Consider the following 23,438-nt stretch of genomic DNA (forward strand, 5'->3'; position numbering starts at 1 on the left):
CCTTGAATTCCATTGCCGCCCAACTCTCCGTTGCTCGTGCCATTCGCGCGTCATGCAAAAAGCAAGAGTAAACGGCAAGCCGCGAAAGTTTACAAGCCGCTCACGCCGACTTGTGTGTAATGGAATGCGCTTACTGGCCGAAGAAGACCGAGTCGCGCGGGTTCGACGTCGTCGCGGCAGCCGGGCTGCCTGCGCGGACGACCGGAGCGGCTTGCGCGCCGTAGCCGCTGTTGTCGTCACCATGCACGCGCGCTTGCGCAGCCTGGATGTCTTCCGGGTAGTACGGGCTCGACACGCCCGGCTTGTAACCGGCCTTCTCGAGCTGGACCAGCTCGTTGCGCACTTGCGCACGGGTCACGGTGCTTTGTGCGAACGCGCCGAACGAAGCGGACAGGGCGGTAGCGGCAACGACTGCATAAACGAGCGATTTCATGATGACCTCCGATATTTTATTGACTTCGCTCTCGACACCATGTCTTAAGCGATTGATGAAATCTTAGTCACCGGGGCCTTCAGGGTAAACGCCGACTTTGATTAAAGATTGTTTCCCAATCGGTAAAAATACGACACCGAATCAGTCTTTCATTACGCTTTCGTTTCAAGTGGTGCAATATGTATGAAGAATTGGTGGCGTCAATCAACGGATGTCCGGCGCGGCTGCCGCGGCGCCGGGGCAACCGGGCCGACGCAGACAGACGTGCGCACCCCTTCGTTACATTGCGTGATGTAACGAAGGGGTGCGCGCGTGACGCTGGCAAGCGACGGAAACAGGCGGGCGCTTCTGGATCAGCGAAAACGGGCCGGCACGCCCGATCGGTATTACTTGCCGCCCGCCAGGGCGAGCACTTCGGCGGCGGAGATCATCGCGGCTGCATTGGCGGGCGCCGGGCGCTCGGCGGGGCGGAACACTTCGTCGCCGCGCTGGATCACCTGGCGCGACAGCGCGCAGGTGCCGGTGCGTTGCGCGAAGCGACGACGCCAGCGTTGCTCGCCGTAATGACAGCGGCCGGGTTCGACCCAGCGGACGACGAGCAGCGTATCGGAGCGTTCGAGAATTTCGACGTGGACGTCGGCGGGATCGAGCGCAGGCAGGGATTTGGAGGCCTTCATTTGCCGTTTCCTAAAGCTCGTGCGGTTTCGGCCCGGCAGTGGATCTCACTGGTCGAAGTCGAATCCGTAGCGGTTTCCATGAGTGGTGCGCTAAATGTAAGCGTCTGTGACCGGAAAAAACATCCTGTCTGGCTCAAATTACCTTTTGCCGATTCAGAAACAATCCACGCTTATTTTCGTGGGAAACCGCAGACAAAAACGCCCCGGACGGGCGTGTCCGGGGAGGCAAAGCGGGCCGCGCCGTCGTGCCTGCTCGCTCAGGCAAGGGGACGCTGAGGACGGCGCGCTCGCCGCCGGGATCGAAGGCGGGCGGGTTTGCCGCGTCACCGTCGGCAGGCCCTGCAGGTCATGATGGCCGGAACGCGCCGTTAGGACGCTGACACGAAGATGACGTTTTTGTCAGGTTGTCCAGTTCCGCCATCGACGGCCCGAAGGTGGCAGCGGCGCTGTACGATTGAACGCCAATTCGCGTGCCGTGCCGTGACTGACGCACGCGAGCGGCACGCGATGAGAGAAGCGGCGACCGGATGGCGGCGGTAATGGCGTGGGCGCGCGACGCCCGAACACGAGGACACCATGGGCGCAATGCGCATCGATTCCCACCAGCACTTCTGGCGCTATCGCTCGGTCGATTACCCGTGGATCGGCGCAGGCATGAGCGCACTCGCGCGCGACGATGCGCGCATCGTCGGCGTGGTCGGCTGGGAGGATCTTGGCTCGCCACAGCTCGCGGATCGTGTCGCCGAATGGAACAGCCTGAAACTGCGCGGCTTTCGCCATCAGGTGCAGGATGAGCACGATGTCGCGTCGTTCGTCGCGCAGCCGGATTTCAATCGCGGCGTTGCGTGGCTGCAGGCGCATGGCTACGCGTACGACGTGCTCGTGTTTCAGCGCCAGTTGCCGCACGTGCGCGATTTCTGCGCGCGTCACGATGCGCACTGGCTCGTGCTCGACCATCTCGGCAAGCCCGCGCTCGCCGACTTCGACCGCGACGACACCGCATTCGCACGCTGGCGCGCTGCGCTGCAGGCGCTCGGCGCGTTAACGCACGTCGCGTGCAAGCTGTCCGGGCTCGTTACCGAAACGGACTGGCGGCGCGGCTTGCGGGCGCAGGATATCCGGCATATCGAGCGGTGCCTGGATGCGGCGCTGGAAATCTTCGGCCCGCAGCGGCTGATGTTCGGCTCCGACTGGCCGGTCTGCCTGCTCGCCGCGTCCTACGACGAAGTTGCGTCGCTGGTCGAACGATGGGCGGTGAGCCGCGTGTCGGTGGCTGAGCGGCGGGCCGTGTGGGGCGGCAGCGCGGCGCGTTGTTATGGGGTGTCGGCGTGAACGCGCTCGGTGTCCTCGACCGGTCTCAGGTCCGGATGCGCGTCGACTGCTTTCGAAAGTAAAGGAGTCCTTTGAAGTTGGGCTGGTTCCAGTCGCAAATGGCGGCATACGTGGAGAAGCAACGAGGGCAGCACGGTGGACCTGCAAAGGCAGCGATCACCGGCAGCTCGTGCAAGCCGGGTCGTGCCTGCGATCACCACCGGATGTCGCACGATGACCTCGAGCGGCACGTGCCGGGACAGACGCGAATCGCGATGAAAGCTGGCCGTATTGCGGAACGGAAGTCGCATTATTTCAATAAAATAACAAAGCGCTTTCATTGCATCGAAATCAGTCGGCAAATCGAATGATTGCGCCGCGCGGGGCGATGCACTGCGATGGTGCCTGCTTCCGGCGTCGTTCATGCGCGGCGCCTAATTGATGCGACCCTTTAAATCACGCGATAACGCCGCCGAGCACGCGGCATGCGCGAAAGCATTGTCCGATAAGGGCAGGCGGCGAAAGACGGAGCGCGATCGCAACCGGATTGCGCCCCATACGAACGTTCCCTTTTAAATCAGGTTGCGCCGCCATCGCCACCGTGTCGCTCAACAATCCTACGTGTTTTCCCTTGGTTGGTCGGCATTTTTGACAGACGATTGAAAAACGCTCATATAATTTCGACTGCCTTGCCAACGGCTGTCGGACCATCCATCCGACGAGCGGTTCGGCAAGCGGGGCAGGCGAAAAGCTTGCGCAATGCAAGACGCATCACGTTGTCTTTCCGAACCAAACGCTCCCTTCGGGAGTGGTAAGAGCCGGGCCCCGCACAAGTCTTATTCCGCACAAGGTCCGTCTCCGCGTCTCGGGCGTGTCCCATGTCCTCGCCCCGGGTGCTGTTCGATTGCGCAAGTCATGCCGCCTTTGCCCGTATGACTAACAACATCGAGGAGCTCCAGATGACGCTGTCCCGTCTTACGTCCATTTCCGTCGCCGCCGTGCTGTTCGCCGCCGGCGCCGCCACCGCACAAGCGGAAACCGTGAAGATCGCCATCGCCGGGCCGATGAGCGGTTCGGTCGCACAGTATGGCGACATGGTGAAGGCCGGCGCGCTGACCGCGATCGAGCAGATCAACGCGGCAGGCGGTGCGGGCGGCAACAAGTTCGAAGTGGTGTTGATGGACGACGCCTGCGAACCGAAGCAGGCCGTCGCGGTCGCGAACAAGATCGTCAGCCAGAAGATCAAGTACGTGATCGGCCACGTGTGCTCGGGTTCGACGATTCCCGCGTCCGACATCTACGAGAACGAAGGCATCGTGATGGTCACGCCGTCGGCCACCGCGCCGCAGCTGACCGAAGGCAAGAAGCGCCACTTCATCTTCCGCACGATCGGCCGTGATGACCAGCAAGGCCCGGCCGCCGCGAAGTACATCATCGGCAACGTGAAGCCGAAGAAGGTCGCGGTGCTGCACGACAAGCAGTCGTACGGCCAGGGCATCGCATCGTCGGTGAAGAAGGACCTCGAAGCCGCGAAGATCCCGGTCGTGCTGTTCGAAGGCGTCAACGCCGGCGATTCGGACTACTCGGCGATCATCACGAAGCTGAAGTCGCAAGGCGTCGACTTCGTCTACTTCGGCGGCTACCACCCGGAAATGGGCCTGCTGATGCGCCAGGCGCGCGAGCAGGGCGTGAAGGCCACGTTCATGGGGCCTGAAGGCGTCGGCAACAAGGACGTGACGGCGATCGCCGGCCCGTCGTCGGAAGGCATGCTCGTCACGCTGCCGGCCGACTTCACGGCCGACCCGGCCAACGCGTCGCTCGTGAAGGCATTCGCCGACAAGAAGCGCGACGCGAACGGTCCGTTCCAGATGCCGTCGTACGCAGCGGTGAAGATCATCGCCGACGCGATCGCAGGCGCGAAGACGACCGACGCGACCAAGGTCGCCGCGTACATGCACCAGCACACGTTCGACACGCCGATCGGCAAGGTCGCTTACGACCCGCAGGGCGACCTGAAGGCGTTCAAGTTCGTCGTCTATACGTGGCACAAGGACGCCACCAAGACCGTCGCTTCCAACTGACCGGCGTACCCGCCCCGATGGATCCACCCCGCTCGTGATCCGGGCGGGGCGGATGCGTATTGGCCGTTCAGGCCGTTCACGCGGCCGTGGGCGCATCGAGACGACACCGCGCGTTGCGCGCAACCTCGCCGTGATCCGGCGACGGCGGCGCGTGACGCGGCGAAAACGGGAGCTTCCCGCACATGACTGATTTCTTTCCGCAATTCGCCCAGCAGCTGGTCAATGGCCTGACGCTGGGCGCGATCTATGCGTTGATCGCCATCGGCTACTCGATGGTCTACGGCATCATCGGCATGATCAACTTCGCCCACGGCGAGATCTACATGATCGGCGCCTACGTGGGCCTCGTGACCCTGACCGCGATCGGCGTGTCCGCCGGCTATCCGCTGCCGCTGGTGCTCGGCGCGGCACTGATCGTGTCGGTGGTCGTCACCGGGCTGTACGGCTTTGCCGTCGAGCGCGTCGCGTACCGGCCGCTGCGCGGCGGGCCGCGCCTCGTGCCGCTGATCTCCGCGATCGGCATGTCGATCTTCCTGCAGAACTACGTGCAGATCGGCCAGGGCGCGCGCGACGTGTCCGTGCCGGTGCTGATCTCCGGCGCGTTCGACATCCATCTCGGCGGCGACTTCGACGTGACGATTCCGTATGCGCGCCTGTTGATTGTCTGCGTGACGATCGTGCTGATGATCGCGCTCACGCTGTTCATCTCGCATTCGCGGATGGGCCGTGCGTGCCGCGCGTGCGCCGAGGACATGAAGATGGCGAACCTGCTCGGCATCGACACGAACCGCGTGATCTCGTTCACGTTCGTGCTCGGCGCGATGCTCGCGGCCGTCGGCGGCGTGCTGATCGGCCTCACGATCGGCAAGCTGAACCCGTACATCGGCTTCGTCGCGGGCATCAAGGCGTTCACCGCCGCGGTGCTCGGCGGGATCGGCAGCATTCCGGGCGCGATGCTCGGCGGCGTGCTGCTCGGGCTGGCCGAAACCTTCGCAGCGGGCTACATGCCGGCCGAGTACAAGGACGTCGTCGCGTTCGGCCTGCTCGTGCTGATCCTGCTCTTCCGCCCGACCGGCCTGCTCGGCAAGTCGGACATCGAAAAGGTTTGAGGGAGGCGCAGATGAGTCAAGTCATTTCCGTCCGCCGGCCGGCTGCCGGCGCCTCGTTCGGCGATACGCTGAAGAACGCAATGGCCGCCGCGATCCTGACGGCGATCCTCACGGTGCCCGTGCTCGGCCTGCAGTTGAAGCTCGACGGCTACCAGGTCGTGCTCGAAGCGCACTGGCGCCCCGTGTGGATCGCGGTCGCGGCCGTGTTCCTGTTCCAGCTGTTCAAGCCGTGGCTCACGCACGCGAAAACGGCCGTCAAGCTGCCGGCGATGCCCGCGATGGGCGCGCAGCAGCAGCGCACGGTCGTCTGGCTGCTGCTCGCGTTCGGCCTCGTGTGGCCGTTCTTCGGGTCGCGCGGCGCGGTCGACATCGCGACGCTCGCGCTGATCTACGTGATCCTCGGCCTCGGGCTGAACATCGTCGTCGGCTTCGCGGGCCTGCTGGACCTCGGCTATGTCGGGTTCTATGCGGTCGGCGGCTACACGTACGCGATGCTGAACCAGTACTTCGGGCTCACGTTCTGGGAATGCCTGCCGCTCGCGGCGATCGCGTCGGCGACGTTCGGCTTCCTGCTCGGCTTCCCGGTGCTGCGGCTGCGCGGCGACTATCTCGCGATCGTCACGCTCGGCTTCGGCGAGATCATCCGCCTGCTCGCGAACAACCTGACGAGCCTCACCGGCGGTCCGGACGGCATCTCGAGCATTCCGAAGCCGACCGTGTTCGGCTTCGAGATGGCGCGCTCGGCGAGCGTCGAAGGCGCGAAGACGTTCCATGAGCTGATCGGGCTGGAATACAGCGGCGATCACGTGGTGATCTTCCTGTACCTGCTCGCGCTCGTGCTCGTCTGTTTCACGTTGTTCGTGACGAGCCGCCTGATCCGCATGCCGATGGGCCGTGCGTGGGAAGCGCTGCGCGACGACGAGATCGCGTGCCGCTCGCTGGGCCTGAACCCGACCCGCATCAAGCTGTCGGCGTTCACGCTCGGCGCGGCGTTCGCGGGCATCGGCGGTGCGTTCTTCGCGGCGCGCCAGGGCCTCGTGAACCCCGAATCGTTCACCTTCATCGAGTCGGCGCTGATCCTCGCGATCGTCGTGCTCGGCGGGATGGGCTCGCAGCTCGGCGTGATTCTCGCGGCGATCCTGCTGACCGTGCTGCCGGAAGTCGCGCGCGGCTTTGCCGAGTACCGGATGCTGATCTTCGGCCTGGTGATGGTGTTGATGATGATGTGGCGTCCGCAGGGCCTGTTGCCCGCGAGCCGTCCCCACGTGGAGCTGCCGCAATGAGCGCGAATGCAGAACTGTTGAAGGTCGCCGGGCTGCAGATGCGCTTCGGCGGGCTGCTCGCCGTCGACGGGATCGATTTCGACGTGCGCCGCGACGAGGTCTTCGCGATCATCGGGCCGAACGGCGCGGGCAAGACCACGGTGTTCAACTGCGTCGGCGGCTTCTACAAGCCGACCTCGGGCGACGTCGTGCTCGACGGCCATCAGATCGCGGGGCTGCCGAGCCACCGGATCGCGCTGAAGGGCCTGGTGCGGACGTTCCAGAACATCCGCCTGTTCAAGTCGCTGACGGTCGTCGAGAACCTGCTCGTCGCGCAGCACCGCAAGGTGAAGTCGGGGCTGCTGCACGGCCTGTTCGCGACGCCGGCCTACCGCCGCGCGGAGAAGGCCGCGCTCGAAACCGCGGCCGTATGGCTCGAGCGGATGAACCTGACATCGGTTGCCAACCGGCCGGCGGGCACGCTGTCGTACGGGCACCAGCGTCGGCTCGAGATCGCGCGCTGCATGATCACCGAGCCGCGGCTGCTGATGCTCGACGAGCCGGCGGCGGGCCTCAACCCGCAGGAGAAGATCGAGCTGCAGCACCTGATCGACAAGCTGCGCCGCGAGTTCGGCGTGTCGGTGCTGCTGATCGAGCACGACATGAGCCTCGTGATGGGCGTGTCGGACCGCATCCTCGTGATGGAGCACGGCCGGCCGATCGTGATCGGCACGCCGGAGGCGGTCCGCAACGACCCGCGCGTGATCAAGGCGTATCTGGGGGAAGAGTGATGCTGAAGCTGGAACAGGTCCATACGCACTACGGCGCGGTCGAGGCGCTCGCGGGTGTGTCGATCGAGGTGAAGAAGGGCGAGATCGTCACGCTGATTGGCAGCAACGGCGCCGGCAAGACGACGCTGATGATGACCGTGTGCGGCACGCCGCGCGCGTCGTCGGGCCGCGTGCTGTTCGAGGGCAAGGACATCACCGGGATGTCGACACACCAGATCATGCGGCAGGGGATGGCGATCTCGCCGGAAGGGCGGCGCGTGTTCCCGAGCCTCACGGTGCTCGAGAACCTGAAGATGGGCGGGTTCTTCGCGAGCCGCGACGAGATCGACGCGGGCGTCGAGCACGTGTATCGGCTCTTTCCGCGCCTGAAGGAGCGTTCGGCGCAGCGCGCGGGCACGATGTCGGGCGGCGAGCAGCAGATGCTCGCGATCGGCCGCGCGCTGATGAGCAAGCCGCGCCTGCTGCTGCTCGACGAGCCGACGCTCGGCCTCGCGCCGCTCGTGATCGCGCAGATCTTCGACATCATCCGGATGATCCGCGATGAGGGCGTGACGGTGTTCCTCGTCGAACAGAACGCGAACAAGGCGCTAGGTGTGGCCGATCGCGGCTACGTGCTCGAAACGGGGCGCGTGGTGCTGGCGGACACGGGCGCGAACCTGCTCGCGAACGACCGGATCAAGCAGGCTTATCTGGGCGGGTGATGGCAGGCGCCGCCGATCCGGGCCGGATCGGCGGCGTTGCTCGCCGATGACACGTTCGCCGGATTTTCTCGACGCATTCTCGACGGCGTGCCCGCATCGCGGGCGATACGCCGACCTGCATGGAATTCGTAGTCGATTTGGCTACGATCGTAGCTTGATTGGCTACATTTTGACCGTTCAACTCCCCTGGCTCGCTCCGGATGGGCTTCCTGGCCTGAAGTCGGGGGGCTTGACGCGCTTCCCGGTCAGGCCCCGCATTTCCGATGCCCGCGCGAAGCGACTGACGGCCTCGCCAGTTTCGACACGAGTCGGATCGGCAGTGCATTACGCCGCCGGTTCATTAAAGGGCGCGCCATTCCAAGGGGTCCTGGCCAGCATGAAACACGACAGTGGGACTATGCCTTGTAGCCAATTCGGCTACAATCGTAGCCAATCATGCTACGATCCATTGCCTCGACCCTGTTCAGTGACTACCGGCGACGCGTGCTGGGCCTGCTTTTGTTGCGGCCTGAGCAGGCGTTGCACGTCCGCGAAATCGCCCGTTTGACGGGCACGACGCCCGGCACCCTGCACAAGGAGCTGAGCAAGCTGGCCGAAGCCGGCATCCTGAGCCGCGGTCGTCAGGGTAATCAGGTGGTCTACCGCGCCAATCGAAGCTGTCCGATCTACGAAGAGCTGGCAGCGATCATGCGCAAGACCTCGGGGCTTGCCGACGTGCTTGCCGAAGCGCTGCTGCCGTGCGCGGAGCAAATCAGCGTGGCGTTCGTCTTCGGCTCGGTGGCGCGCGGGCAAGAGACGGCGGACAGCGACATCGACGTGATGGTGATCGGCACGGTCGGTTTTGCGACGGTGGTTCGGCTGCTCTACGACTCGCAGGCCACGCTGCGGCGGGAAATCAACCCCAAGGTGCTGTCGCCCGACGAGTGGCGCGACGGCATCGACGGGCAAGACGCATTTTTGCGCGACGTGCTGGGAAAACCCAGGATCTTCTTGATCGGGAGCGACCATGACCTTGCAGAACTTGCTCGGCGTTAGCCTCGAGTCGATACAGCCGGACCGCGAACAAGCGGTGCGATTGCTGACTGCTGCGCAGCGAAATCTGACGGATGCGCAACTCGACGGATTGAGCAACGAGAACCGCTTCGAAGCGGCCTACAAGGCAATCATGCAACTGGCGATGCTGGCGTTGCATGCGAACGGCTTTCGCACGTTGACGAGCAGGCCGGGACATCACCAGACTGCGATCCAGACGCTTCCACAAACAATCGGCCTGCCGGTCGATCGTATGATCGTGCCGGATGCGCTGCGCAAGCAACGCAACCTGTCCGACTATTCCGGGGACATCGTGCCGATCTCAACGGTGCGCGAGTGTTTTGCCAGCGCCACTGCGTTGATGATCGACGTGAACGCCTGGCTGACAGCGAACAAGCCGCAGTGGCTCGACACGCGGTAGCCGTTATGCGTTCGCGTTGCAACTGCGTCTGCCGTGTCGATGTGAGCAGGAGGCGACGCAGTGCTTTGGTTTTCGCACGATCCGATGTGATCACGTGACGGGCGCGCGGCGGCTGTCGTGCATCGTCACGCATTGGCGTGCTGCAACAGCGGCACCGCCGCAACACACCCACGCGTCACGTGCCGATCCGGAATGTGCTTTTCAACACGTCGCGCAGATGGAGCGCGGCCCGATTGCCGTCGTCCGCCAGGACATGGATCAGATGCGGGCGAGCGGGCCGGGCAGCCGCCATGTCCGGAAGGTGGCGGTGGAGGGGATTTGCGTCGAATGAGCGGCGGTGTGGATCCGCGTGGCGAGCGTTGTCCGTCGCGCGTTACCGCGCTGACCGTGGGCGCCTGCGCGGCGCGATCCCGACGAATCGTGTGCTTGACGGACTACCCGCAATGACACCGCCGTCATCCGCACAGACGGCGCGCAACGCGCGATCCAGGAACTCCAGCGTCGTGGCCGCCCGGCGCCCGCACCTTACGCGTGCTTCGCCAGGTACTTGCCGATCAGCATCATCTGCGCGGTCCACCCGTGGTCGTTCATCTCGTACGCCTTCGCGCGGCGCTCGGCGAACAGTTGATCGAACCCGGCTTCGGTGAGCGTCAGCAGCGTGCCGTCCGCTCTGTCTTCGAGCGTGAACGTGATCAGCGTCATCGGCTCGCTCGAATAGTCGACGCCCGGATTGATCGCGAACGGATGCCAGCGGAACGAGAACAGGTGCTTCGGCTCGACGCGGTCGACGGCGATTTCGAACACCGCGCCGGCATACGGCTCCTGCGCCTTCGCGACGTCCGCGTCGACGGTCGTCGGCGTGATCCGGCCGAACAGCCGCTGGCCGGCGACGAACGGCCCGTCGAACGCCACGCCGAACCAGCTGCCGAATTCCCCGGAATTGCTGACGGCCTCCCACACGCGATCCAGCGGGGCAGGCAACAGGGTCTGCTTTTCGATGCGATCGGTCTGCTCGGTCATGACGTTCTCCATGAGTGCGTTCATCCACTGCCAAATGATCCACCGCCGAATGATCCACCGCCAAATGATCCACCGCCATACCGCGCGCGCAACGGTCGCGCATCGCGGGTCATGCGCGCCGCGGCCGACGCGGCACGGTCAGCGCACGACCGCGTCCGGCACGTCGATCACGACGTCCGACGTCGCGACCGCCACGCACGGCAGCGTATAGCCTTCGGCCTTTTCCTCGCGGCTCAGCCCCGGCCACTCGACCGTGTAGCGCACGCTGCCGCTGACGATCCGGCACAGGCACGTGCGGCACGTGCCGTTGCGGCACGAACGCGGCAGCGACACGTTGGCGAACGCGGCTGCCTCGAGCAACGTCAGCGAGTCGGGGGCGTCGAAGCACACGCCGAGCGGTTCGACGCACGCGGTTGGGGGACGTTCGGAATCGGTCATGTCGGAAGAAAGCGGCGAATCGGTCACGGCAAGCCGCCAAGCATACCCGAACCCGTCCGCTGCCTATCCGCTGCACACCCGGCGTGCGCGCCGTCAGTGCCGGCGCAGATGCCGGTACACGGTGTTGCGCGCGAGCCCCAGCTCCCGCGCGGCCGCCGATACGTTGCCGCCGTGCCGCGCGAGCGCCGCGCCGATCACCGCCGCCTGGTGATCCAGCAGCGTCGTCGCGTCGGCCGCCGCCTCAGCGGGCGCGTGCGGCTCCGCGAGCGGCGCGTCGCAGTCGAGCCAGAAATCGTCGGGCAGATGCGCGAGCGCGATCTCCGGTTCGTCTTCGGCCAGCATGCCCGCGGTGCGCAGCACGTTGGTCATCTGCCGCAGGTTGCCGGGCCAGCGGTGACGCGCGAACGCGGCGAGCACGTCGGGCGCGATCCGGCGCGGCATCGGCTCGCTGCGCGCGAGCCGCTCGAGAATCCGGTCGACGAGCACCGGCAGGTCGGTGCGCGTCGCGAGCGGCGGCAGCGTGACTGCGAGCCCGTTGATCCGGTAGAACAGGTCCTCGCGGAACGTGCCTGCCGCGATCATCGCGCGCAGGTCGCGGTGCGTCGCGCACACCACGCGCACGTCGACGGGCACCGCGCGCGCGCCGCCGAGCGGCATCACCGCGCGTTCCTGCAGCACGCGCATCAGCCGCACCTGCTGCGCGAGTGGCATGTCGCCGATTTCGTCGAGAAACAGCGTGCCGCCGTCGGCCTGCACGATCTTGCCGGGGCTGCCGCGCTTGCGCGCGCCGGTGAACGCGCCGTCTTCATAGCCGAACAGCTCGGCCTCGATCAGCGAATCGGGCAGCGCCGCGCAGTTGACCGCGACGAACGGGCCGTCCGCGCGCGGCGACGCATGATGCAGCGCGCGCGCGAGCCATTCCTTGCCGGTGCCGGTCTGCCCGAGGATCAGCAGCGGCAGGTCGCGTCCGCGGATTTTCGCGACCCGCTCGAGCACGGCGGCCATGCACGTGTCGCCGGTGTCGAGCGTCGCGAACGTGATCGCGTCGGGATCGGCCGCGCGGGTGCGCGCAGCGGGCGCGGCGGCCGGCGTGACCGTAACGGCTGTCTTCTGCGCATCCGCGAATTCGCAGCGCGCGAGCACGCGCACGCCGCTCGACAGCGTGAGCCGGAACATCGCACCCGGTGCGCGGGCGGCCTGCTGCGCGAGCATTCCGAAGCGCATGCCGAACAATGCATCGCAGCCCTGGTGCTGCAGGACGTCGAAGGTCGCGCCGAGCTGAAATTGCGCGCTGCGGTTCGCGGCGATCAGCCCGCCGTCGGGCCCGAACGCGACGAGGCCCGCGAACAGCGAATCGACGCATTCCTCGTGCGCGTGAAAGCGCACGCGCAGCGCTTCCGCGCACTGGTTCGCGAACAGGTGGTTCTCGATCAGTTGCGCGGACATGCGCACGAGCGCAAGCGTATGCGGACTGAAGCCGCGCGGATCGCCGCTCACGTCGAGCGTGCCGATCGTCCGCCCGAACGGGTCGACGATCGGCGCGCACGAGCAGGTGAGGATGTGGTTCGCGCGCAGGAAGTGTTCCGACGCGTGCACGGCGAGCGCCTGCCCCGATGCGAGCGCGGTGCCGATCGCATTGGTGCCGCGTGCGCCTTCCGCCCACGACACGCCCGGGCACAACGCGACGCGGTTGGCCTTCTCGATGAAGTCGGCGTCGCCGATGCTGTGCAGGATCACGCCGTCCGGGCCGGTCAGCAGCACCAGGCTTTGGGTGTCGGCGATCTGCGCATGGAGGTTTTCCATCACGGGGCGCGCGTGCGCGAACAGCGCGTGATGGGTGTCGATCAGCTCGCGCAGCGCGATGCGCGACAGCGGCGAGAAATCGGGCAGCTCGTCCGCGCGCAGCCCGACCGCCGTCGAACGGGCATGCGCCTGCGCGAGCAGGTCGATGCGGCCCGCGGTGGCGGGCAGCACGGAAGATTGCGGCATTTCTTGTCTCCAGTTGATCGGAGCCGGCGCTTCGGCGCTGGCTTCCGATCCGATGCTTTGCGTTCGACCGCGGTTGACGCCAACGCGCAAGCGCCGATCCCATGCAAAACCGAATCCGTCGGCGAGGTGCGTTCCCCGCTCGCAACGCGCACCCGGCGCGGAGCCGGCCGCGCGGGTACGCCCCATCATACAAGCGCCGCACGCGTTGCGCGACCGCGTACAAATTCTGCTTGCTTTTGGAGACGCGCCTGCAATGATGGAAATGGAGCACGCACGCGCCGTGTTCCGCAGCGCAACATGCATGCGACGCGACATGCATCCGTTCGGGGGACGCATCATGGTTCGGACGGAACTCAGGGTCGTACTGGCGGCAATCGCCACGTTCGTCATGCTGGCCGGCATCGGGGTCGCGATCCACGGCCTCCTCTTCGATCTGGACAACGCGGTGCGATACGGCGCCGCAGCAATCGCGCTGGGTGTCACGACGACCGCGATCGCACTGAACGTGTGGCCGAAAGACCCGCACTGACGCCGGCCCGGATCCGGTGCCGGATCACCCATTGTGCTGACGAACACCGCGTCGGAATGACGCGTGTCGCAAAATTTGCCTCCTGCGCGAAACCGTCTAAAGTGAATGCAACCGGTACGCATTGTCCGCGCCACACTCCCGCGCGGCGTGCCACTGCTGGTCTGCCCGCGAACACTTCGTCCGGCCGGTAGCGGACGACGTACGCGGTCACTCATTTTCTACCGGTCGGTCGAGGCGGCTCCCATGCAGATCAATTTCCCGAACGAGGCGCCCGAGTATTCGGGGCGCGAACTGACGCTCGCGTTTCCGGCGTTGGTCAATGGCGAGCGAGTCCAATGCCACATCACCGCCGAGGCGCTCGAAGACCACTTCGGTGCGGCATCGCCGCGTTTTGAGGACATGGTCGGTGCGTTCGACATGCACCGGGATCGCATCGAGGCGGCCGCGCGGCGCCTGCTGTCGGAAACGCGCGCGCAATGCGTGACGCTGCGCAGCGGCTACGTACGCTTCTACGAGGCAAACTGGCGGACTTGAAGACCGGGTGTCGGTCGAGCGGGCGCCGGCGGCATGCATGGCGCCCGTGTCGTATCGGCACGGACGGCGTGCCTGCGCGCGCGATCGCGGCAACAAAAACGCCACCCGAAGGTGGCGTCTTTCGTCATGCCGCGCAGCGCGTCAAATGATGCTCATTCGCTGCCGAGATAGAAGAAGCGGAACAGGAACACGGCGGCGATGAGCCACACGATCGGCTTGACCTGGCGCGCCTGGCCCGTCAGCAGCTTGAGGCCGCCGTATGCGATGAAGCCGAACGCGACGCCGTTCGCGATCGAGTACGTGAACGGCATCAGCAGTGCGGTCAGCGCGGCCGGCACGGCTTCGGTCGCGTCGTCCCACGGCACCTCGACCATCTCGCGCAGCATCAGGCACGACACGTACAGCAGCGCAGGTGCGGTCGCGTAGCCGGGCACGACGCCCGCGAGCGGCGCGATGAACAGGCACGCGAGGAACAGCACCGCGACGGTGAGCGCCGTCATCCCGGTGCGGCCGCCAGCCTGCACGCCCGACGCGCTTTCGATGTACGCAGTCGTCGACGACGTGCCGAGCACCGAACCCGCGACGATCGCGGTGCTGTCGGCGAGCAGCGCCTTGTTCAGGCGGTCCATCTTGCCGTGGACGAGCAGGCCCGCGCGGTTCGCGACGCCCATCAGCGTGCCGGTTGCATCGAACAGCTCGACGAGGAAGAACACGAGGATCACGTTGATGATGCCGGTCGACAGCGCAGCGCCGATGTCGAGCTTGAACAGCGTGGCATCGATCGACGGCGGTGCGGAGAACACGCCGTGAAACTGGTTGTCGCCGAAGAAGAACGACAGGATCGTGACGCCGAGGATGCCGATCAGGATCGCGCCGCGCACGCGCAGGTGGTCGAGCGTGACGATCGTGAAGAAGCCGATGATCGCGAGGATCGTGTCGTGCTTGTGCAGGTCGCCGAGCGTGACGAGCGTGGCCGGGCTGCCGACGATCACGCCCGACGTCTTCAGCGAAATGATGCCGAGAAACAGGCCGATGCCCGCGGTGATCGAGATCCGCAGCGATTTCGGAATGCCGTTGACGATCGCTTCGCGCACGCGGAACAGCGTGACGAGCAGGAACAGGCAGCCGGAGATGAACACGGCGCCGAGCGCGGCCTGCCACGAGAAGCCGAGGCCTTTCACGACGGTGTACGCGAAATACGCGTTGAGGCCCATGCCGGGCGCGCACGCGATCGGGTAGTTCGCATACAGGCCCATGATCAGCGACGCGAGTGCCGCGACGAGGCAGGTCGCGACGAACACGGATTCCTTCGGCATGCCGGCGTCACCGAGGATCGCGGGGTTCACGAAGATGATGTAGGCCATCGTCAGGAACGTGGTGACGCCCGCGAGTATTTCGGTGCGGAAGTCGGTGCCGGCTTCTTCGAAGCCGAAATACCGCTTGATGGATTCCATGAAGACGTTTCTCCGGTCGGGTTGTCGTGTTGCTTGTTGAGTCGAGTTGTTGTATGCGCGGCCAACCGTGCACGGTCGGCGTAATGTAACCAGCCACTAATGCCGGTCTATCGGCGGATTGTAATAGCCGGGATAGGTCGGACGATATAGTCGTGGGGCGCGATCGGCGGACGGCACCGCAAGCCTGACAGCGTGGCCGCGCGGCGGCGCGCATTTTACCGGTTCGCACGGAGAAGGCGGCGGAAAGGGGGAAAGCGGGGGAAAGCAGCGGAAAGCGGGCGGCGGAAAGCGCGCTGCTACGACGCGTGCAAGCGTGGCGCCAGCATCGACATGTGGATGAAACGGAGCGGCCGCATGCTGAACGGAAGCAGTGCGACGTGCGGCGCAAATTGCGGCCGGTGCCAGGTGGCATGCGACAGCGGCACACGCGGAACGATGCAATCCGTTCGTCCGTCCAGCGCACCGCGGGAATCGGGCTATCCTGCGCCGAAGCCGTTCCGCACGCAACTGTCATATCGTGCTGCAGTGCGGACTGTGGTTTCTGTGTAAAAGATTGCAAGACCACATCGCGTTAACCGGCAACTCTTTTTAGGATAGAGACTCCGCGCACACACGCCGGGCCGATCGCCGCCGACGCCGGGGAGTCGACGGCCCGTGCAGCGCCAGCGCGTGAAGTGTGGCGGCGGCCGTTGCGCGTACGGGCAGGCGCGTGGCCGGTTGCGATTGCCCGATGCGGGTTTGTCCGTTTTCACGGAGGTCAGCATGTTGAACTGGATCAGCCGTTGGGCGATGCGGCACGCTCCCACGCCGGAGAAAACCGCTGCGTCGATGCTCGTAACTGCGCGCATGGAACTGTTCACTGCCGAGCAGCGCGTGATCGATGCGAAATTACAAGCGGATTACTGGCGCACGCGCGTGTCCTTTCTCGAGGAGGTGCAGAAGCAGGGCATCGATCCTTGGGTGAGCGCTCATCCGTCGCAACGTCCTGAAATCGAATCCAGTCCTCGCGGCACGGGCCCGCGTCTCGCCGCCAGCACCTGATGTTCGCGCTCGGCGCGCGAGCGCTCGCGGCACGCATCGGCGTGCCGCGTCATTCGTGACGCACCTGCGATGCGTCGCAGGTGCGCTCACGCAATTTCGTTCGGCAGTTGCATTCGGCAATTGCATTCGGCAGTTGCGTGCGGTCACACCGTCATCACGCGCGATGCGCGCGTGACGGCGTTCGCCTCATTCCGGACTTCGCCAGACGCCGCGCATCATGCGTTGCATCCGTGCGAGCACGCGCCGCAATCGCGCGTCGCGCTGCACGTATGCAGTCGTGATCGACGCCTCGGCCGGCCGGTCGGCATCCGTGCTCAGCCAGATGCGTTCGCCGCGCGCAATGCGCAGCACGTCGCCGGGTTGTATCCAGTAATCGTCGACGCTCGCCTGGCGCGTCAGCCACAGCGGCGCGTCGTGCGAACGGATTTCGGCATCGTTCGGCGCGCGCCACGTCAGCGTCTTGCGCGGCGCGACGGCAAAATGAATCACGACTCTCGGCAATGCGATCGCGTCCGGGCGGCGCAGATCGGGACGAACAAACAACTGGCGGGCTTGGTCCATCGTCATCTCCATCCGTTGAGCCGGGCGGATGACGTGCACCAGAACAAAAAGGCCTCATCCGTTTCCGGCGAGGCCTTGTGTGACATGCGGTACTGCTGTCGATGCTAACGCACAAGCGCCTCCGGTGACTCGCCCGAATGGGCGTTCACTCGGCGATTAATCGCGATGGCGACGAGCTTGAACGTAGGCATGCGAACGAGTGTGTCGTGCACGCGCCGCATTGTCAACGGAAATCAACGGAAATTTCGAGATACGCGCGGATTACGCGTCGCGCTGCGCGAGCGCGTTCACGAGCAGTTCGGACAACAGGCCCGTCATCCCGTTCGGGTGCTCGGCCGCGCGCACCTTCAGTTGCTCGACCAGCTCGGCATTGAGCTTGCACGCGAACGGCACGAGCCCTTGCTCCTGGTCGAGCTTGCGCTGCGCGCGGCGGTCGAGCGGGGCGGCCGCTTCGGAACCCTTGCCGAAGCGCGCGGAGCTCGACTGCTTCATCGCGTGCGTCAGCTTGAGCGCCTTGTTCTTTTCGAGATCGGTTTTCTTCATGGCCATCGCGGCACCTCCGGGAAAATGAAGCCGCGATTGTACGCATTTCGCCGGGCGGTGCGTGCGTGCCGGCTTTTGTTACGCGCCCTTCGTCGCTCCCTTCCTCGCGCCCCAGTTGCCGCCATGCGCTGCCGCCTGCGCGGCGGGCGAGCGTGCGAGGTAGTCGAGCGCCTGCTCGGTCGAGCCTTCGTGATGCGGGGTGTAGCTCGGCTTGAAGTAGCGCAGCGCCGCGCCGATCACCTTCCAGAACGACGGCAGGTGTCCGCGCCGCGAGCCTTGCCACCACGCCAGCGCGAACCCCGGGTAGCGGCCCGCGTCCGGATCGCGCCGGTACATGAACTTCGCGCCCTTCGTGATGTAGTAGAGCAGCAGCACGATCACGAACGCCATGTGCAGGCAGCGCTCGGGATACGTGCCGCCCAGATGCCGGTAGATGTCGAACGCGACGGTGCGGTGCTCGACTTCCTCGGCGCCGTGCCAGCGCAGCAGGTCGACCATCGTCGGATCTGCGTGGCCTTCGTCGAGCCCGTGCGCGTTCAGCACCCAGTTGCCGAGGTAGCCGAAGAAATGCTCGAGCGACGCGATCACCGCGAGCTGCTGGCGCAGCCAGAAGCGCGTATGGCCGATCTTCAGGCCGAACGGCGCTTCGCCGAGCACGCGCGTAAACAGCCAGTTGAGCTTCTGCGTGAACGGCTTCGTGTCGATCCCGTGGCGGTCGTAGTAGTGCTTGAGCACGCCGCCGTGCGAGCGCGAATGCACGGCCTCCTGCCGCAGGAAGCCTTCGGCCTCGTCGCGCAGCCGCGCATCGGTGATCTGCGGCAGCGCCTTGTTGTACACGCGGCAGAACCACAGCTCGCCTTCCGGAAACAGCAGGTTCAGCGTATTGATGATGTGCGTGCTGCCCGGATCGTTCGGCACCCACGTGATCGGCGTGTCGCTGAAGTCGAACTTCACGTGGCGGGCTTTGATCGGGTGGTAGTCGGCGGTAGCGGTCATGTGTGTCTCCGTGTGCGGCGATGTGGTTGCGTATTGGCAGCGTTGTTGCGCCGTTGTTGCGCAGTCAATGCGATGCCATGCTGACGCGGGCGATCATCCGGCCGAGCCACGGCATGAAGCGGCCGACGAAGCGCAGCGCGTGCGCTTCGGTGCCGACCGCGACGACCGGCCGGTTGCGCAGCACGCCGTCGACCATCGCCTGCGCGACGGTTTCGGGTTTCAGGCCGCGCATCTGGTAGAGCTTCGTCGCGCGTTTGCGCAGGCGCGCTTCGTCCTGCGCATTGGCGCCCGCGTATTGCGTCGACGCCATGATTCCGGTTTCCGCGAAGCCGGGGCACACGGCCGTCACGCCGATGCCCTTTTCGGCGAGCTCCGCACGCATGCATTCGCTGAGCATCAGCACGGCGGCCTTGGTCGTCGCGTACGCGGGCAGGTCGCGCGACGGCCCGAATGCAGCCGCGGACGCGGTGTTGACGATGTGGCCGCCGCTGCCGCGCGCGGCCATCTGCTGCGCGAACAGCCGCGAGCCGTGGATCACGCCCCACAGGTTCACGTGCAGGATCCGCTCCCAGTGCGCGGCGCTCGTGTCGAGCATGCCGCCCGCCATGCCGATGCCCGCGTTGTTGACCACAACGTCCGCGCCGCCGAGCGCGCTGCCGACCCAGTCGGCCAGCGCTTCCATCTCGTCGGCCGAGCCGACGTCGACGCGTCGCGCATGGGCCTGCGCGCCGATCAGCCGGACCAGCAGCGCGGTGCGCTCGGCGCTCGCCTGGTCGATGTCGACCGCGACGATGGTCGCGCCTTCGCGTGCGAATGCGAGCGCCGCGCAGCGGCCGATCCCGCTGCCGGCACCGGTGACGACCGCGACCTTGCCGCTGAAGCGCCCGCTCGTCGCGCGGCGGCGCGCGTTCGCGAGCGCGGGCGGTTCCGTACCGCTTTCGACCGCGTCGATCAGCTGCTGCGCGAGGCCCGCGAAGCGCGCGGGATCGGCGAGCGGCAGCCAGTGCCCGGCGGCGACCTCGCGCCGGTAGTACTGCGGCACCCAGCGCGACAGGTCTTCGGACAGCGCCGGGCTCACGTACTTGTCGCCGAGCGGCACGATCGTCTGCACGGGCGCGTGCGCGTAACGCTCGCGCGGTGTGAACACGCAGCGGATGAAGTTCGCGCGATAGAGGCGCACGCCACGCGCGCCGTCATCGGCCTGCGTCGCGCGCGGCGCGACCGGCGTCTTCTCGACGCGGCGCAGCAGCCCCGGCCACGCGCGGCCGAGCCACAGCCGCCAGTTGAGCTCGGGGATGAACGGCAGGTGAAACAGGTACACGTACCACGAGCGCACGAGCTGGCCGCCGAGCTTGCCGAGCGACGCGGGCGTCGGATGCAGCACGCGTTCGCGCAGCCAGAAGCCGACGTGGTCGAGGCACGGGCCCGAGCACGACGTGTACGACGCGATCCGGCCGGCGAGCCGCGGCTCGGTGACGAATTCCCAGCCCTGGATCGAGCCCCAGTCGTGCGCGATCAGATGGACGGGGCGGCCGGGGCAGAGCGCGTCGATCACCGCGATGAAGTCGTCGGTCAACTTCGCGAGCCGGTAGTCGGCCGTGCGTGCGGGCGCGCCCGACAGCCCCGCGCCGCGCACGTCGTACGCGATCACGTAGTGCTGGCGCGCGAGCCGCGGCGCGACGTCCTGCCAGACGCTGCTGTTGTCCGGATAGCCGTGCACGAGCACGACGGGCGTGCGGGCCGGGTCGCCCCAGGCTCTGACCGCGAGCGTCAGGTCGCCGGACGCGACGGCGGTTTCGGTGAACACCGAATCGAACAGGGCCAGCGGCGCTTCGTCGGAAAGTGGCTGCATCGTGTGTCCGTTCAGAAGGAGGGAGATCCGCGCGGTGCGTCAGGCTGCTGCCTGCGCGTTCGCGACCGCCGGCGTGCAGTCAGCCTGGCGGCGTTGCCAGCGGCGCACGTGCGGCAGATCGTCGTCGAGCCAGTACGCGTCGTCGTCGGTGATCACGAGCAGCTCCTCGAACTTCGCGCCGACGCCCGCGAAGCCCAGGTGCGGCTCCACGGCCCACAGGCCCGGCACCGGCGCGTGCTCGGAGCGTCGGTCGATCGACCACAGCGGCGACCAGCCCTGCTGCTTCGCCGCGCGGCCCTGGTCGAGCAGCAGGTTGCGGGTCGCGTTCAGCCCGAAGCGCGCGACGAAGCGCGGCTTCGACAGCTTGTGGATCTTCGCGACGCGGTGCGCGAGCACCTTGAACGGATACGCCTTGTGGCGCGGCTCGACGCCCTGGCGGCGGCACAGCGCATCGACGGCCTGCGCGACTTCGGCCATCGGCCGGCGTTCCCGGACGAGCCGCACGATCAGCTCGCGGTGGTTCATCAGGTCGTCCTGCAGTTGCTCGAGGATCGGGTTCTCGCCGAGGCAGTGCGCGTAGCCGACGTCGGCGACGACGCCGTCGAGCACCGGCGCGACGTCGAGGATCACCGGCATGTCGGTCTCGAGCTGACGGTGGCTCGGGAAGAACGCGAGGTTGAAGCCGCCCATGTGCTTGAGGCCCGAGAAGCCTTCGAACGCGGTGCGGTCGCCGAACCACGCGAACGGCTTGTGCAGCCAGTCGTGCACGCCGTGGTCCTGCAGCCATTCGGTGAGCAGGCGCGCCGCTTCCTTCTCGGTGATGCCGGGGTAGAGCATGCCGCCGACGGTTTCCACGCAGCGGTAGGCGAGCTGCTGGACCGCGCGGAACTGTGCCAGCTCTTCCAGATGGACTTCGGGCAGCGGATGGTCGGACATGGTGCGGTGTCTCCTGTTGGCCAGCGTTGGCGCGTTAGCGCCTACGCGGGTTCCGTACAAAGTTCTGGAACGCTGACCCGGAACGCTTCCGCCCGGCGTCGCCGCCGCGGATTATTCAGTCAGCATTTAATGTGCCATTGAGTGATGTCATCATCATAGTCGGTTCCGCCGCACGCACCAGTGCTTCGGGATGAGGGCTTTTCCCAGTTTCGAGGGAATCCTCGGGAATGCGGATGTCGTTCCGGATCAGCTTGTTGTCGCACCCTGGCGGGTATTCGTCATATTTTTGAAATAATTTCGCCAGATCATGCACCGCCATTTCGGAGCCGCCGCCGGCTTCGCCCGGCGGCTGTATGTCGCCGGTCGCAGCGGGGCGCATCAAGCATCAAGCGCCGGGCGGGGGCGCGTCACCGAAACCGGATTCCCATTCCAACGGAGAGAGACCATGCAACGCCGCAAGTTTCTGAACACCCTCGCTGCAGCCACCGCCGCAACGCCGCTGATGCTCAAGACGGGCATCGCCGACGCGAAGAACGCGACCACCCCGGACACGCTCGACCCGGGCCGCTGGTCGCCCGTCAACGCCGCGCGCCTGCAGGCCGTGCTCGACCAGTACGGCGTGAAGAGCAAGCGCTACGACGCGAACCGTCGCCCGTACGCGGTATTCGACTGGGACAACACGTGCATCATGAACGACTGCGAAGAGGCGTTGCTGATGTACCAGATCAACAACCTGCAGTACAAGCTGACGCCGGACGAATTCGTCGGCGTGATGTGGAAGGACGTGCCGAAGGGCACGTTCATGAAGGACTACACGACGGTGGACGGCAAGCCGGTGTCGATGGAGGACCTCGCCGCCGACGTCGAATCCGACTACCGCTGGCTCTACGCGAACTACAAGGGATTCGGCGGCGACAAGAGCCTCGACGAGATCCGCGAGACGGATCAGTTCAAGGATTTCCGCGCGAAGCTGTACTTCATGTACGACGCGATCTGCGACACGCATCCGCTCGAGATCGGCTACAAGTGGATCATCTACTTCTACAAGAACATGACGACCGCCGAGCTGCAGGCGATGGCCGAGGCGTCGAACAACCACGGCATCGGCGACGCGCTGCGCAAGGTGAAGTATGAAAGCCCGAAGACGCTGCCCGGCAAGGCTGGCGTCGTGGCCGACACGCATTTCCACGGCATCCGCATTCACGAGGAAATCCGCGCGCTGATGCACACGCTGCGCGAGAACGGCATCGACGTGTACGTGAGCACCGCGTCGCTCGATGACGTCGTGCGCGTGTTCGCCGGCAATCCGAACTACGGCTACGGCGTGCCGCCCGCGAACGTGATCGGCCTGCGCCTCGACATGCAGGACGGCAAGTACACGAGCACCTATCCGGCCGGCTGGCACTTCAACTGGGGCCCCGGCAAGACCGTCGGCATCCGCAACGTGCTGCAGGCGCAGAAGGGCTACGGCCCGGTGCTGGTGGCGGGCGACAGCGACGGCGACGCGTGGATGCTGCGCGACTTCAAGGACACGTCGGTCGGCGTGATCGTCAACCGGATGAAGAAGGGCGAGATCGGCGCGGACAGCAAGCTCGCGGCCGAGCAGATCGGCAACGCGAACGCGCGCTTCATCCTGCAGGGCCGCGACGAGCACACGGGGCTGATGATCCCGGACGAGAAGTCGATCAAGTACGGCAAGACGGAGCGCAAGCTGCTGGCGTGATGCA

The 23,438-nt window shown here is 66.0% G+C and carries 26 protein-coding genes; 13 read left to right on the forward strand and 13 right to left on the reverse strand.

The features are described from left to right. Positions 1-130: 130 nt before the first annotated feature. Both DID96_RS09620 and DID96_RS09625 read right to left on the reverse strand, forming a co-directional pair. The gene (locus tag DID96_RS09620) at positions 131-433 is read right to left on the reverse strand and encodes a DUF4148 domain-containing protein (RefSeq protein ID WP_124599126.1); all 303 of its coding nucleotides are present in this window, start codon (positions 431-433) and stop codon (positions 131-133) included. A 386-nt stretch (positions 434-819) separates the two neighbouring features. Next, on the reverse strand, positions 820-1,110 hold the full coding sequence (locus DID96_RS09625) for a DUF3331 domain-containing protein (protein WP_124599127.1): 291 nt from the start codon (positions 1,108-1,110) through the stop codon (positions 820-822). A 576-nt stretch (positions 1,111-1,686) separates the two neighbouring features. On the opposite strand from DID96_RS09625, the gene DID96_RS09630 reads away from it, so the two are divergent. After that, positions 1,687-2,442 (forward strand): amidohydrolase, encoded by a 756-nt coding sequence (locus DID96_RS09630; RefSeq protein ID WP_124599128.1) that lies wholly within the window; start codon positions 1,687-1,689, stop codon positions 2,440-2,442. On the opposite strand, the gene DID96_RS09635 is transcribed toward DID96_RS09630, so the two are convergent. Next, positions 2,424-2,846: a hypothetical protein gene (locus DID96_RS09635; RefSeq protein WP_124599129.1), complete on the reverse strand. Its 423-nt coding sequence runs from the start codon at positions 2,844-2,846 to the stop codon at positions 2,424-2,426. The two genes, DID96_RS09630 and DID96_RS09635, sit on opposite strands and share 19 nt — an antisense overlap. A 534-nt stretch (positions 2,847-3,380) precedes the next feature. On the opposite strand from DID96_RS09635, the gene DID96_RS09640 reads away from it, so the two are divergent. From DID96_RS09640 to DID96_RS38245, 8 genes are all read left to right on the forward strand, one after another. After that, the gene (locus DID96_RS09640) at positions 3,381-4,502 is read left to right on the forward strand and encodes a branched-chain amino acid ABC transporter substrate-binding protein (RefSeq protein WP_124599130.1); all 1,122 of its coding nucleotides are present in this window, start codon (positions 3,381-3,383) and stop codon (positions 4,500-4,502) included. Positions 4,503-4,684: 182 nt separating this feature from the next. Then, a complete protein-coding gene (gene livH, locus DID96_RS09645) occupies positions 4,685-5,611 on the forward strand; it encodes a high-affinity branched-chain amino acid ABC transporter permease LivH (protein ID WP_124599131.1) in 927 nt (308 codons plus the stop codon). Between the two features lie 11 nt (positions 5,612-5,622). After that, entirely contained in the window at positions 5,623-6,894 is a 1,272-nt protein-coding gene (locus tag DID96_RS09650; protein WP_124599132.1) for a high-affinity branched-chain amino acid ABC transporter permease LivM, read from the forward strand. Next, on the forward strand, positions 6,891-7,664 hold the full coding sequence (gene livG, locus DID96_RS09655) for a high-affinity branched-chain amino acid ABC transporter ATP-binding protein LivG (protein WP_124599133.1): 774 nt from the start codon (positions 6,891-6,893) through the stop codon (positions 7,662-7,664). The genes DID96_RS09650 and livG overlap by 4 nt, the downstream gene beginning before the upstream one ends. Further along, positions 7,664-8,365, forward strand: a complete 702-nt coding sequence (locus DID96_RS09660) for an ABC transporter ATP-binding protein (protein ID WP_124599134.1) — start codon at positions 7,664-7,666, stop codon at positions 8,363-8,365. Before livG ends, DID96_RS09660 begins: the two co-directional genes overlap by 1 nt. Positions 8,366-8,800: 435 nt before the next feature. Beyond that, on the forward strand, positions 8,801-9,400 hold the full coding sequence (locus DID96_RS09665) for a nucleotidyltransferase domain-containing protein (RefSeq protein WP_124599135.1): 600 nt from the start codon (positions 8,801-8,803) through the stop codon (positions 9,398-9,400). Beyond that, entirely contained in the window at positions 9,372-9,818 is a 447-nt protein-coding gene (locus tag DID96_RS09670) for a DNA-binding protein (protein WP_124599136.1), read from the forward strand. The genes DID96_RS09665 and DID96_RS09670 overlap by 29 nt, the downstream gene beginning before the upstream one ends. Before the next feature lie 16 nt (positions 9,819-9,834). Then, positions 9,835-10,149, forward strand: a complete 315-nt coding sequence (locus DID96_RS38245; RefSeq protein WP_185732210.1) for a hypothetical protein — start codon at positions 9,835-9,837, stop codon at positions 10,147-10,149. Positions 10,150-10,343: 194 nt separating this feature from the next. On the opposite strand, the gene DID96_RS09680 is transcribed toward DID96_RS38245, so the two are convergent. From DID96_RS09680 to DID96_RS09690, 3 genes are all read right to left on the reverse strand, one after another. Next, complete coding sequence (locus DID96_RS09680) at positions 10,344-10,838, reverse strand: SRPBCC family protein (RefSeq protein WP_124599137.1); 495 nt, start codon at positions 10,836-10,838, stop codon at positions 10,344-10,346. A 138-nt stretch (positions 10,839-10,976) separates the two neighbouring features. Continuing rightward, entirely contained in the window at positions 10,977-11,276 is a 300-nt protein-coding gene (locus DID96_RS09685; protein ID WP_124599138.1) for a 2Fe-2S iron-sulfur cluster-binding protein, read from the reverse strand. Positions 11,277-11,369: 93 nt separating this feature from the next. Next, positions 11,370-13,265 carry a sigma-54-dependent Fis family transcriptional regulator gene (locus DID96_RS09690; protein WP_124599139.1) on the reverse strand — a complete coding sequence of 632 codons (1,896 nt, stop codon included), beginning with the start codon at positions 13,263-13,265 and terminating at the stop codon, positions 11,370-11,372. 253 nt (positions 13,266-13,518) lie between these two features. Here DID96_RS09690 and DID96_RS09695 point away from each other — a divergent pair, with 253 nt between their 5' ends. Together DID96_RS09695 and DID96_RS09700 are read left to right on the forward strand one after the other, a co-directional pair. Continuing rightward, complete coding sequence (locus DID96_RS09695; protein ID WP_124599290.1) at positions 13,519-13,794, forward strand: DUF2964 domain-containing protein; 276 nt, start codon at positions 13,519-13,521, stop codon at positions 13,792-13,794. A 243-nt stretch (positions 13,795-14,037) separates the two neighbouring features. Then, positions 14,038-14,328 (forward strand): DUF1488 domain-containing protein, encoded by a 291-nt coding sequence (locus DID96_RS09700; RefSeq protein WP_124599140.1) that lies wholly within the window; start codon positions 14,038-14,040, stop codon positions 14,326-14,328. Between the two features lie 152 nt (positions 14,329-14,480). On the opposite strand, the gene DID96_RS09705 is transcribed toward DID96_RS09700, so the two are convergent. Next, positions 14,481-15,782 carry an NCS2 family permease gene (locus tag DID96_RS09705; RefSeq protein ID WP_124599141.1) on the reverse strand — a complete coding sequence of 434 codons (1,302 nt, stop codon included), beginning with the start codon at positions 15,780-15,782 and terminating at the stop codon, positions 14,481-14,483. Positions 15,783-16,544: 762 nt separating this feature from the next. Here DID96_RS09705 and DID96_RS09710 point away from each other — a divergent pair. Further along, complete coding sequence (locus DID96_RS09710; protein ID WP_124599142.1) at positions 16,545-16,823, forward strand: hypothetical protein; 279 nt, start codon at positions 16,545-16,547, stop codon at positions 16,821-16,823. 186 nt (positions 16,824-17,009) lie between these two features. Here DID96_RS09710 and DID96_RS09715 read toward each other — a convergent pair whose 3' ends face one another. The 6 genes from DID96_RS09715 to DID96_RS09740 form a co-directional block, all read right to left on the reverse strand. After that, a complete protein-coding gene (locus DID96_RS09715) occupies positions 17,010-17,384 on the reverse strand; it encodes a DUF2917 domain-containing protein (RefSeq protein ID WP_124599143.1) in 375 nt (124 codons plus the stop codon). A gap of 261 nt (positions 17,385-17,645) precedes the next feature. Further along, positions 17,646-17,933 carry a hypothetical protein gene (locus DID96_RS09720; RefSeq protein ID WP_124599144.1) on the reverse strand — a complete coding sequence of 96 codons (288 nt, stop codon included), beginning with the start codon at positions 17,931-17,933 and terminating at the stop codon, positions 17,646-17,648. A gap of 72 nt (positions 17,934-18,005) precedes the next feature. Further along, positions 18,006-18,923, reverse strand: a complete 918-nt coding sequence (locus tag DID96_RS09725; protein WP_124599145.1) for a metal-dependent hydrolase — start codon at positions 18,921-18,923, stop codon at positions 18,006-18,008. A gap of 64 nt (positions 18,924-18,987) precedes the next feature. Further along, a complete protein-coding gene (locus DID96_RS09730; protein ID WP_124599146.1) occupies positions 18,988-20,775 on the reverse strand; it encodes an SDR family oxidoreductase in 1,788 nt (595 codons plus the stop codon). A gap of 39 nt (positions 20,776-20,814) precedes the next feature. Next, a complete protein-coding gene (locus DID96_RS09735) occupies positions 20,815-21,711 on the reverse strand; it encodes a M24 family metallopeptidase (protein WP_124599147.1) in 897 nt (298 codons plus the stop codon). A 115-nt stretch (positions 21,712-21,826) separates the two neighbouring features. Then, positions 21,827-22,093: a hypothetical protein gene (locus DID96_RS09740; RefSeq protein WP_124599148.1), complete on the reverse strand. Its 267-nt coding sequence runs from the start codon at positions 22,091-22,093 to the stop codon at positions 21,827-21,829. Between the two features lie 63 nt (positions 22,094-22,156). Between DID96_RS09740 and DID96_RS09745 the strand changes: the two genes are divergently transcribed. After that, positions 22,157-23,434: an HAD family hydrolase gene (locus tag DID96_RS09745; RefSeq protein ID WP_124599149.1), complete on the forward strand. Its 1,278-nt coding sequence runs from the start codon at positions 22,157-22,159 to the stop codon at positions 23,432-23,434. Positions 23,435-23,438 lie beyond the last annotated feature (4 nt).

Source organism: Burkholderia sp. Bp8963, from assembly GCF_003854275.1.
In the GTDB taxonomy this organism is placed as follows: domain Bacteria; phylum Pseudomonadota; class Gammaproteobacteria; order Burkholderiales; family Burkholderiaceae; genus Burkholderia.